This is a genomic window from Streptomyces sediminimaris, from assembly GCF_047049295.1.
Classification (GTDB): domain Bacteria; phylum Actinomycetota; class Actinomycetes; order Streptomycetales; family Streptomycetaceae; genus Streptomyces; species Streptomyces sediminimaris.
Genome location: NZ_JBJWOT010000003.1, coordinates 120,280 through 132,095, shown reverse-complemented (window position 1 = coordinate 132,095; position 11,816 = coordinate 120,280). Strand labels below are relative to the sequence as shown.

Here is an 11,816-nt window from a genome sequence, read left to right as displayed (position 1 = left end):
CAGCGAATCCCGACCGGCGCGCAGCTTCCCTGCCGGGGGCCGCCCGGATTCACGGCAGCTGGGCACGATGTCCGGCACGTGGGTGTGGGCGACGGAGGATCCGCGTATACCAGGGGATGGCACCGCCGATGAGGTTGAGGCCGCAGACGACCATCCACAGTTCGACGGGAGTCTGCCGCGTCCAGTGGTGTTCGGTGGTGAGGCCCAGCCGGTGCAGGGCCGCGTAGGCCGCCACGGCGATGCCGGTTGCGCTGACGGCGAGCCAGGTGCGGCGCCAGGCGGGGCGAGCCGCGGTGAGCGGCCATCCGTTCAGGAGGGGGCCGACGAGGGACGAGCCGACGACGAACATGGCACCGGCGGCCGACAGTTGGGCTCCGTTCGCGCCGAGCGGACCGGTGGCGACGGTGTACGTGGCCGAGCCGAGCGCAACCACCGTGACGTTCGCCACGGCCACGCGAGCGGGCCGGGCCTTGATCAGGGAGTACGGCCAGCCGTCGAGCAGAGCGTGTGCGGTCTGCCAGATCGCCACAGAGATCAGCCAGGCGGCGATGTCCAGTGCCCGGAACGGGCCGTGCGGGTCCCACAGTGACAGCTGCCGCACGTCCGCGGACGCCGCGTCCCAGTTGGCCAGCGCCGCGTACGCGGCGAGTGCCGCAGCCAGACAGCCGAGCACCGCAAGGCGGCCCGCCTTCGGGCCGTGGCGCGCCGGGAACACCAGGCGGCCTTCGCTGACGATCGAGACCTGCAGGAACGTCACGAACGCGAGCGCGCCAAGAGGGATCTCGTAGGGGAAGGTGGGCATCTGCCGGCCGGCCCCGGTGGCGGTCGTGCGTGTTGCGCCGACGAGGTCGGCATGACCGATGAGGACTTGCCCGAGCAAGGTCAGTCCCACGGCGCCGATGACGATCAGCAGGGAATCGACGGTGGTCGCCCAGCGGCCGCGCACCCCGGCATCCCAGTCGGCGACGGCGGCCAGTATCGGCATCGCGAACGTCGTGGGGGCGCCGAGGACCAGCAGTGATCCCATCGGTCCCAGCGCGAAGCCGCCCAGCACGAGCACCGAGGCGGTGACTGCCAGCCCGCCGAGTGCCCGGCCGCCGGGATGGCGGGGGCCGCGTGCCCGCCTGCCGGCCGGGACCTGCTGATCCCCGTCGCTGGAGCCGGCCTGCCCGCTTCCGGTGTCCTCCGGGCGCGGGGAGATCGCCTTGTACCGGATGTTCGTCACGAGCGCACGTTGCGGCTGGGATGGGACTGCTCGTAGCTGCGGCTGTTGATCTCGACCGCGTGGCCGAACAGGTCCTCCGCGTAGGTCATCGACATGCCGGGGACGGGTTCGGCGATCGGTGTGTTCCGGCGTCCGCCGGCTGTGCCGATCCGGTCGGCCATCTCGTGGATGCAGTGTGCGGTGACGCAGAAGTGGTACAGGCCGGGCGGAGGCACCGTGCCCGGGTGCCAGGGGGCCGCCCACTCCTCGGGTGCGTCGGTGAACTCGAACAGTTCCACACCGACTCCGTTGCCGCTCGCCAGGTGCGCCTGGCGGATGCGGCTCCAGGTCGGCCCGTAGATGCTGCTGAGTCGTGCGGCCTGTGGGCCTTTGGGAGAGTACTCCAGCGGCCCGTCGATGAGCTCGAAGCCGAGCACGCTCCGGTACCACGCGATCGCGGCGTCCATGTCCGCGACGCGCATCCCGATGTGGTTGATCGGCAGCGGTGCTGTCCGGTCGGGTGGCGCGGTGAACGGCGTCGTGCCGTCGAGGGGTTCCTTGCTCGTGTGTTCCCGTCGCGCGGGCGTGCCCTGCCGGGGCGCGTGCCCGGTCGGCAACCCGTCGCGGTAGGGGGCGAGGAAGCGGAGCAGTGCGTCCGCCATCGCCTCGGGGGCTTCCTCGGCCGGGTAGTGGCCGCAGTCCGGGATGACCAGGCTCTCCACGTCCGTGGCGGCGAGCTTCATGGTGTTCGCGACGAGGTCGCCGGAGTTCGCCTCGCCGGCGATGGCCAGGACCGGCAGGGCCAGGGGCTTCTTCTTGCGCTGTTCGTTCTGCGCGATCGTCGTGTCCAGCGCCCGGTAGAAGGCGAAACTGGCGTGCAGGGCGTCGGGGTCGGACGCGAGGGTGTCGACGTAGTGGCGCACCACCTCGTCGGGCAGCCTCCGTGCGGCCTTGCTCGCGAACTGGCCGCCGAAGTAGAGGTGTTCGCGTCCGCGGACGAGCTGTTCGTTGAGCTCGCCGAGCCGGTTGAAGCCGAAGTGCCACAGCCTGGTGTTGGCCTCGTGGCCGGCGAACAGCGGCGGCGAGGGAGACAGTCCCGGAATGGCGGCCTCGGCGACCGCGAGGCGCTCGAGGCGGTCGGGATGGTCGGCAGCCAGGGCGTAGGCGGTCCACATGCCGACGTCGTGGCCCACCATCGCGAACCGCTCGTGGCCCAGGGCGGTCATGAGGGCCGCCATGTCACCGGCCAGGGTGCCGGTGTCGTATCCGTCCTCGGGCTTGTCGGACAGGCCGACGCCGCGCGGATCGACGGCGCTGACCTGGAAGTCCTGGGCGAGTGCCGGCATCACAAGGCGCCAGGCGTACCAGGTCTGGGGCCATCCGGCCACAAGCAGCAGCGGGGGGCCGTCGCCGCCGATGACCGCGTGCAGCCGCACTGTGCCGGTGTCGATGTACCGGCTGGTGAAGGTGTCGGTGAAGCCGGCAGGCAGGCCGGGGGCGTGGGATGCCGCGCCGGACCCTTCCGGGACGGGCGGCCGGGTCGTCGAGGTGGTCACAGAGATCTCTCCATCACAAGGGGCTGACCAGCGTGTACGCCACCGAGACCAGCCGGAGGCCGGTGCGTGTCCGAGGTGCGGCAGTCGCTGTGTGGCCACCGTAGCCCATTCTGGATCGATCGGTCCAACATTCTTGGACCGATCGATCCAAAGCGCGTAGAGTGGGAGCCTCACCGGGAGGAGTGCCGTGTCAGGCCGCAAACAGTTCGACGTCACCGCAGCCCTGGACCAGGCGATGAGAGTGTTCTGGCAGCGCGGTTACGCAGACGCCTCGCTCGGTGCCCTGACGTCCGCCACCGGCCTCGGCCGCGGTTCCCTGTACGGCACCTTCGGAGACAAGGACGCCTTGTTCCGCAAGAGTCTCGATCGCTACGCCGGCACCTACGGCGTCCAGTACGAGCGGGCGCTCGCGTCCCACCCGGGTGAGCCCGTGCGGGCCATCGAGGCGTTCTTCGAGGTCGTCCTGGCGCGCATCGCCGACCCCTCGGTCCCCGCAGGCTGTCTCATCGCGCACTCGGCCGTGCAGGCGCCGATGCTCAAGGATGAAAACAGCGCCCATGTGCGCGCCCTGCTCGACATCCAACGTGCACGGGTGCGCGCAGCCCTCGCGGACTCCGCGGCCGAGCCTCGGGTACTCGACGAGCTGACCACCTACATCGTCGCCGTCAACCAGTCACTCGCCGTACTCAGCCGCGCCGGCGCCTCCGAGGCGGAACTGCGCGGAGTGGTGCGCCTCACGTGCACCACGGTGGCCGACACGCTCCACTGCTAGGACTCGTCTGAAAGCGCTGTTCGACCCCGTCAAAGGCCCCGCAGCGATGACCGCGACACGGATGACACGGCTCGCGGACAGGATGGTGGTCGCGATCGGCGGCACCCGGATACCGCTGCCGGACACACCGGCGAATCTGTCGGCGTTCCCAAGGCGCGGCCGGGCCGAACGGGCCCGCCGGTTATCCGATGCCGCGGCTGGTCGCAATGGTCGCGCTGGTGGCCTGCGGGACCAGAACACTCCTGGACTCGGTCTTCGAGCAGTGGGGCGAAGGCGGGGTCTCGTTGCGGTGAGGTCCGGTCGGAACTCACGGCTGACCCGGAACAAGGTGATCACCCGTGAACGGTTGCGCAGTTGCCGATCCCGCGCGGCGACACACCTGACGACGGCACGCCGTCCGATGCCGGTGTGCTGACGTGTGCAGCCGCCCTTCTTGCCCGGCCGGTTGTCCCGAGGCCGCGCAGGACGCCCGCTGGTGACCGCACCGGCATCGTTGCTGAGGGTTTCATGTCTACCGCCGCCCTGGGCTGACGCGCCTCCTTTTCTGCTGCCACGTCCGACGTGCGCCGGGGTGCCTGGTCCCTGGTCGAGGGGCCTCGGCCGGGAGGGCCAGGGAGTTCGACTGGTTCGAGCCCGCCGCTTCGGCCGGGAGTCTGATCCGGACGGCGGTTCCGCGACGCAGACGCAGGCCGCACACCCCGGACGGCAGGAGTGATCGAAGATGGCGAAGGTACTTTTCGTGGTCTCAGGGGCCACGTACCTTACGTTGAAGGACGGGACCCGCTACGCGACGGGTTACTGGGCCGAGGAGTTCGCGCGCCCGTTCAAGGCGCTCACGGACGCTGGACACGAGGTCGTGGTCGCGACACCGGGCGGAGTGACACCGAACGTGGACATGATGAGCCTGCGCCCCTCCATGGCCGGTGGCGAGGAAGGGGCCCTCGAACTGGAGGCCATCATCCGTTCCGCGGAGGCGATGCGGCGGCCGATCCAGGTGTCCGACGTCCGTCTCGAGGACTACGACGCGGTTTTCCTGCCCGGCGGTCACGGTCCGATGCAGGACCTGTGCGTGGACGCCGACGTGGGACGGCTGCTGACGGCGGCGCTCGCTTCCGGCAGGCCGCTGGCGATCGTGTGCCACGCTCCCTCCGCGCTGCTCGCCACCAGGATCCATGGCGAGTCGCCGTTCAAGGGGTACCGGGTCACCTGCTTCACCAATGAGGAGGAAGCGGCTGTCGGGCTGGCCGACAAGGCACAGTGGCTGCTGGAGGACGAACTGAAGGAGAAGATCGGTGTCGAGTTCAGTCGCGGCCCGATCTGGGAGCCGTACACGGTGGAGGACCGCAACCTGTTCACCGGGCAGAATCCCCAGTCGGCGGCAGTGCTGGCGGAGCGGCTGCTGAAGGAGCTGAGTTAGCACCGGACGCGCCGCGCAGCGATCGGCGGTGGCAGTCTGCTGCAGGCATTCGCACTGGGCCGCGGGATCAGCCTTGCGGCACTCCTGCGGCCCGGGATCTGCCATTACCCCGAGGGGCCAGGGGCGCCGTGCCGACGAGCCTTGTGGCGTCGGCAGCCCGTACAGGCAGAGGAAGCGCACGTCAGGGACATGAAACTTGAAGTCGTCGTTGTGCCTGTGTCACCTGTGTCAGACGTCAACCGAGCCAAGGGCCCTCACATGGCATGGGGATGGAGGCTCCACGCTGACACCGCCACCGACGAGATCGTCCGGGTGGCGCAGGTGACGCCGCCGGATTCGCCCGCGCCAGGCCGTGCAGAATACCCTCGAGCGGTTCGAGCGCCTCGACGCCCTGGTCAACAACGCCGGGATCATGCTGCTCGGCATGGCCCTGCACGCCACGGTCGAGGAATGGGACCGGATGGTCTCGCTCAATGTCTCGGCGCTGCTCCACGTCACCCACGCCGCCGTCCCGTATCTCATCGACGCGGCCGTCACCTCCCGCCGGCAGGTCGCCGACATCGTGAACGTCAGCTCGACGGCCGGACGCGTCGCCCGGCCCGGCAGCAGTGTCTACAACCCGACCAAATTCGGCCTGAACGGTTTCACTGAGGCGCTGCGCCAGGAACTGCTCGCGGAGCGGGTACGTGTCGGTGTCGTGGAGCCGGGCACCGTGCAGACAGAGCTGACGAACCATCTCGGCGACGCCGTCCGGGACGCGGCACTGCGGCAGGTCAGCGCGATCGAACCTCTCCGGGCCCAGGACGTGGCGGACGCCGTCGGCTACATCGTCACCCGAGAGCGGAGGGTTGCCGTCAACGAGATGCTGCTTCGCGCCGGTGATCAGACGTGGTAGCCGTAGCCGTAGCCGCAGCGGAGCACGGACCATCGGGCCCGGTGGAGCTCGAGTTGGCGCGTCATGGTCTCGGCCTGCTCAGACGTCGGCCGGCGTCGGCCGGTTTTCGCTGTACCGCCGAGCATGCCGTGGTGACCACTGGGGCGGCACGGCGTGGCGCCGTGTGAGGAGAACGGTATGAAGGCCGTCCGGCATCGGCTTCGTGCCCGGCGCTGACCCGGTCGGGCTGGAGGTGGCGCAGGCGACGACGTGTCGGCGGCTGGATGGTCCTCACACCCCCGGCTGGCACGGTCCTGCCGCACGATCCCGACCTGTGGAGGGATGAACGCCTGTGGGAACACCTGTGCTCTGAGGGCGGCACGACGCCCTGTTCGAGGCTCAGGAAGCCGCCTCCCACCAGGTCGAGCTTCCGACGCGGCGGTTCGCCTGCTCGACGGCGGCCACTTCGTCCTTGACACCTGCCCCGATGAGGCCGCCGACTGAGGCGGGCCTTCCTGGCAGCAACGACGAGGGGCCGCTGTGCCCGGAACGCCTGTCACCGCGGGCCGGCGGGCCGGCGACTTCATCGCAGCCAGCCGCCGCGCTGCCGGCCGACCCGGCAGGCCGCCCGTGGCGCCGGCAGCCTGCACATGCCGTGAGCACGGTCGAGGTACAGAGAGGCCAGCTCCGTGTCCGACAGCCTGGCCAGGAGATCCTCCGGACGCTCGCCGGTCAGCGCTGCGGCGCGCAGTAGCTTCCGCGCGACGTCGTCGATCGCGGCGTCTTCGACGAAAGCCCCGGCTTGAGCCCTCGGAGCACTCCCGCTCCGAGCCACGGCCTTGGACTGACGGCGTGATGCGCCGCCGTGACACACTCCTGTCCAGATCTTGCCGTCGGCGAAGCGCCGCGCGGACCACACCGAAGTCCGCATCACCAATCACCACCCGGTCGAGTCGGCAGAAGCGGCTCGGCATTCGCAACCTCGGCCAGTGACCTGTTCGCCCTGTCCGGTCAGGGTCGGGGGTCTTGCCGAACCCGTCGTACGGATCCACCGTGCGCCCGGCTCACAGGCTCTCGCACCGGTGGAAGTCCCTGGCCGGCACCCTGGCGCAGGAACGCTGCCGCCCCGGGGCCGCGCAGATCACGAGCCGGTCGGCCATCAGGGCGACAGGCCTGCCCACGCATGGCCGCGCATGCCGGGACGACGGTCCTCCGCACCCTGTTTCTTATGCGTTCTTGTCGATTTGACCGGTAGTGGAAGTTTCCCTGATTTGGGACGCTGGGGAAGACCGATGTCCACCCCTGCCACCATCGTCCCGGCGCGTCCGTACCGCCGAAGCTAGGAGGGCGAAGTGACCGGTGTCCTCAGTGGGCAGCCTGTGGGCCTCCTCGGTCGGGCCGAGGAGTGCGCGACGCTCGACCGCCTGCTGCAAGCGGGGCTTGGCGGTGAGAGCGGAGTGCTCGTGCTGCGCGGCGACGCGGGAGTCGGCAAGACCGCGCTCATCGCATACGTGTCCCGGCACGACGAAGCGTGGCGCACTGCCACCGTCGTGGGCGTCGAGTCGGAGATGGAACTCGATTTCAGCGGTGTTCATCAGCTGTGTGCGCCGTTCCTGGGGTATCTGGAGCGGCTGCCCGACCCGCAGCGGGTCGCGCTGCAGACCGTGTTCGGTCTCAGGGCCGGGTCCTCACCGGACAGGTTTCTCGTCGCTCTGTCCACGCTGACGCTGCTGGCGGAGGCCGCTGAGGAGCAGCCGCTGCTGTGCCTTGTCGACGACGCGCACTGGCTCGATGCGGCGTCGACGCAGATCCTGGGTTTCGTTGCCCGCCGCCTGCTCGCCGAGCGGATCGTGATCGTGTGCGCGGCGCGAACCGGCGCGGGCGGCGAGGCCCTCGCCAATCTTCCCCAGCTGACGGTTTCAGGGCTCGACGACAGCGATGCGCGCGCCCTCCTGCTCGCGAGCCTGGCCGGTCCGCTCGATGCGGCGATCCGCGACCAGATCGTTGCCGAGAGCCACGGCAATCCGTTGGCCCTTCTGGAATTGCCCCGCACCTGGAAGGTGGCGGAGCTCGCCGGCGGCTTCGGGTTTCCCGGCGATCAACCGGTCGCGGGGAAGATCGAGCAGAGCTACTCGCGTCGGCTGCTGGAGCTTCCCCGCGATACGCAATCGCTGGTGCTCGTCGCCGCTGCCGAGCCCCAGGGCGATCCTGTTCTCCTGCACCGCGCCGCGGGGTCGTTGGGCCTTGAGATGAGCACTGCGGCTCCCGCGATCGACGCCGGGTTGATGAGGGTCGGGCGGCGGGTGGAGTTCGGCCATCCGCTCGTGCGGACGGCCGCCTACCACTCGGCGCGCTCCGCAGATCGCGAACGCGTGCACCTCGCGCTGGCCGAGGTCACCGACGCGGAGCGGGATCCTGATCGGCGGGCCTGGCACCGCGCCCACGCGACAGCCGTTCCCGACGAGGATGTCGCCGCCGAGCTCGAGCGCTCCGCCGGGCGCGCACAGGCACGCGGAGGCCTCGCCGCTGCGGCTGCGTTCCTGCACCGTGCGGTGTCCCTGACGCCGGACCGGACCCGTCGTGTCGAGCGGGCGCTCGCGGCGGCGGAGGCGAGTCTGCAGGCCGGTGCGTTCGATGTCGCGCTCGGACTGGCGGCCGCCGTGGAGACGGCCTCGCTGAACGATCTTCAACGGGCCCGAGTGGATCTTGTGCGCGGTCGTGTCGCGTTTGCGTCGAACCAGGGTCGAGATGCCCCGCCTCTGCTGCTGGCGGCCGCGAAGCGGCTGGAGCCGCTCGCCATGGAGCTCGCTCGCGAGACCTATCTGGACGCATGGGGTGCGGCGCTGTATGCGGGCGACCTGGCCGTCGGCGGAGACCTCGTCGAGGTCTCGCGGGCCGCGCAACGGGTCCCGCCGTCGGATGGCGCCGCGCGGCCGGCGCATCTGCTGCTGGCCGGCCTCGCTGCCCTGGTCACGGGCGGACACGACGCTGCGGCCGCGACGCTGCGGAAGGCACAGAAGGCGATTGAGACCGAGAGCACGGTCGAGATCAGCTTCCGTTGGGGCTGGCTCACGGTCGTGCCTTCGATCGTGCTCTGGGAAGACCGGGCGTGGCATGCGATCACCGAGCGTCAGCTGAGACGTACACGCCAGATGGGCGCGCTCGCCCGGCTCCCGATCGATCTGACGGGCCTGGCGCTCACGCTCACGTGGCGAGGTGAGTTCGCGGCCGCTGCCTCGGCGATGGCGGAGGCCGACGTGGTGTCGGAGGCCACCGGAGTGGAGTTCGCGCCCCTCAACGCGATGCACCTCGCGGCTCTGCGGGGGCATGAAACGGAACTTCGCTCACTGGTCGGGGCGACGACGGCGTTCGGGACGGCCCGAGGGCAGGGCAACAGCGTGCTGTGGACCCACTGGGTCACCGCCTTGCTCTTCAACGGCCTCGCCCGCTATGAGGAGGCGCTGGCATCCGCGCAGCGCGCGACCAGGACAGCGTTCGATGTGATCCTGCCGGGATGGGCGCTGCCCGAGCTGGTCGAGGCGAGCGTCAAGACCCGCAGGCAGGACGTCGGCCAGGAGGCGCTCGAACGGTTCGAGCAGATCGCCCGCGCCGTCGGCACCGACTGGGCTCTGGGACTGGAGGCCCGGTGCCGGGCCCTGCTGAATGTGGACGAGAGTGCCGACGAGCTCTACCGTCTCGCCATCGAGCGGCTGGACCGCACGCCCCTTCGCACCGAGCTCGCCCGGGCCCATCTCCTGTACGGCGAATGGCTGCGGCGCGAACGCCGCCGCCTTGACGCGCGCGGGGAACTGCGCACCGCGTATGAGATGTTCGCCGGCATCGGCATGGAGGGGTTCGCTGAGCGCGCACGCAGGGAGTTGGCGGCGACGGGCGACAAGGCGCGCAAGCGAACCCTCGCGACGCGCGACGACCTGACGCCGCAGGAGCAGCAGATCGCTCGACTGGCACGCGGGGGGCTGTCGAACCCGGAGATCGGAGCGCAGCTCTTCCTCAGTGCGCGGACTGTCGAATGGCATCTGCGCAAGGTGTTCGTGAAACTCGACATCAGCTCGCGAAGGCAGTTGCGGACGGTGATCTCCCCGGAAGGCGAGCTCGTTCGCGGGCGCACCGCATAGGGTGTCGCCGACGAGCGCCGCGTAGTCGGGAAGGACGCCGCCGGGGATGATCTCTGGCCTCATGCGACCACGGTCAGGGCCGACGGCGGCCGATCGCGCAGCGGAGACCACCTGGCCTCCCACGCTGGCAGCCCCGACGTCACGATCGACGCTCGCGCACGGCGCCCTTGTGGCTCCCCGACGACCCGTGGCCAGTGACTTTCACGGGCGCGACCGGCCGTGCAGGGCGGGACGGTGGACACCAGGCAGGAGGCGCGCAGCGTGGCGCGGGGTATCCGGAACTGTTCGCGACGGCACCTGAGCGGACTGGAGACCTGAGCCTCCCAGCAGGGAGTGAACAGATCAGGGCCGCGGCACCGGTCGAGACCGCAGCCTGAACGAACGGCGGCCTGGGTTCCGCGCACGGTGGGGAGGCGTCCGATGAATGACAAGCGACCCGTGAGGGGCCCGATCACCGTGACGGTGTTCGTCTTCCCCGGGGTGCGGCTGCTCGATGTGACCGGCCCCATCGAGGTGTTCGCCACGGCGAACGAGTTCGGCGGCCGGTATCGGGTGCAGACCGCGTCCGAGGACGGGGCAGACGTGATCACCTCCGCAGGGACCCGCCTCAGCGCTGATGTGTGTGTCGACGACGTACGGGAGCCGCGCGACGTCGTGCTGATCCCGGGTGGTCCGGAATGGGAGACGCTGATCAAGGACGACGCTCTCCTGGCTGTCGTCCGGCGTCTGCATGAGACGGCTTCCCGCACGGCATCGGTGTGCACAGGAGCGTTCCTGCTGGCGGCGACCGGCCTCCTGGACGGACGCCGTGCCACGACGCACTGGCGGCACTCACGGCAATTGGCCCTGCGTTTCCCGGCCGTGCTGGTCGAACCGGACGCCATCTTCGTGCGCGACGGGGGCGTGATGACTTCGGCGGGGGGCAGCGCCGGCATCGACCTGTCCTTGGCCCTGGTCGAAGATCACTGTGGCGCAACCGTTGCCCACTCGGTCGCCACTGACCTGGTCGTCTTCATGCAACGGCCGGGAGGCCAATCCCAGTTCAGTGTCCGCTGCCGATTCCCGGACTCCCGTCACGAGACGCTCCGACGGGTGCTGGACGAGGTCGCTGCGGACCCGGGGGCCAACCACACGGTGTCGGCCATGGCCCGCAGGGCCGGGCCTGAGCGTCCGTCACGTGACCCGGCTCTTCTACGAAGAGGCCGGAACCACGCCCGCCCGCTATGTGGAGGAGGTCCGCTTGGAAGCGGCCCGAGCGCTGCTGGAAAGAGATGACGGCTCCATGGCCGCGGTGGCGCGGCGTACAGGATTCGGCTCGTCCGAGTCAATGCGCAGAGCATTCATGCGGCACCTGGGCGTGACGCCCGGTGCCTACCGGACCAGCTTTCGTGCGGCCTCTTTCCCGGCCCGTCCCTCGGTCGTGTGCAGCCGCCGCTGATCGCGGCAACCGCGGGCGACGGCTTGGCGTCGTCTGCGCACGTGTGACCGTCGCCGTGCGCGTGCGCTGACGAGGGGCTGGTGAGCGGCGATGAGTGGGTGGGCCGTGACCGTGGTGAGGGACCAGCACAGCGCGTCGCCGAATGTGGTGACGGTGGCGTGCGGGCGGGGTCGTTCCACGCGGTACCGCGTAGGCCGTGAGGTAGATCATCGCGAGCGATGAGCCGGCCGCCGGTGCGCCGGCACAGCCGTTGCTCCCTGACGGCATAGATGCCAGACATGGCACGCCATTCCGGCACTGTGTCCCGTGTGCCCGTTGTCCCGCAGTGGGGCGTGCCCCGTTGCGTTCCGGACGGACACGGGCTCGCGCCCTGGTCCTCGTGGGCCGTCGGCCGCCGCCGGGACCGCCCGGAACCGGGA

At 70.2% G+C, this 11,816-nt stretch carries 6 protein-coding genes and 1 pseudogene; 5 read left to right on the top strand and 2 right to left on the bottom strand.

Translation table 11 applies throughout. The features are described 5' to 3' along the window. Positions 1-49: 49 nt before the first annotated feature. Together ACJ9NR_RS40000 and ACJ9NR_RS39995 are read right to left on the bottom strand one after the other, a co-directional pair. Positions 50-1,225 (bottom strand): hypothetical protein, encoded by a 1,176-nt coding sequence (locus tag ACJ9NR_RS40000; RefSeq protein ID WP_412494625.1) that lies wholly within the window; start codon positions 1,223-1,225, stop codon positions 50-52. Next, complete coding sequence (locus ACJ9NR_RS39995; RefSeq protein WP_412494624.1) at positions 1,222-2,760, bottom strand: alpha/beta fold hydrolase; 1,539 nt, start codon at positions 2,758-2,760, stop codon at positions 1,222-1,224. Before ACJ9NR_RS39995 ends, ACJ9NR_RS40000 begins: the two co-directional genes overlap by 4 nt. A gap of 187 nt (positions 2,761-2,947) precedes the next feature. Here ACJ9NR_RS39995 and ACJ9NR_RS39990 point away from each other — a divergent pair, with 187 nt between their 5' ends. From ACJ9NR_RS39990 to ACJ9NR_RS39970, 5 genes and pseudogenes are all read left to right on the top strand, one after another. After that, on the top strand, positions 2,948-3,532 hold the full coding sequence (locus tag ACJ9NR_RS39990) for a TetR/AcrR family transcriptional regulator (protein WP_412494623.1): 585 nt from the start codon (positions 2,948-2,950) through the stop codon (positions 3,530-3,532). 721 nt (positions 3,533-4,253) lie between these two features. Then, on the top strand, positions 4,254-4,949 hold the full coding sequence (locus tag ACJ9NR_RS39985; RefSeq protein ID WP_412494622.1) for a type 1 glutamine amidotransferase domain-containing protein: 696 nt from the start codon (positions 4,254-4,256) through the stop codon (positions 4,947-4,949). 352 nt (positions 4,950-5,301) lie between these two features. Next, entirely contained in the window at positions 5,302-5,844 is a 543-nt protein-coding gene (locus ACJ9NR_RS39980; protein ID WP_412494621.1) for an SDR family NAD(P)-dependent oxidoreductase, read from the top strand. Between the two features lie 1,331 nt (positions 5,845-7,175). Continuing rightward, positions 7,176-9,959, top strand: coding sequence for an AAA family ATPase (locus ACJ9NR_RS39975; RefSeq protein ID WP_412494620.1), 2,784 nt, complete (start codon positions 7,176-7,178; stop codon positions 9,957-9,959). Between the two features lie 420 nt (positions 9,960-10,379). Then, positions 10,380-11,397, top strand: a pseudogene (locus ACJ9NR_RS39970) (GlxA family transcriptional regulator). Positions 11,398-11,816: the final 419 nt, after the last annotated feature.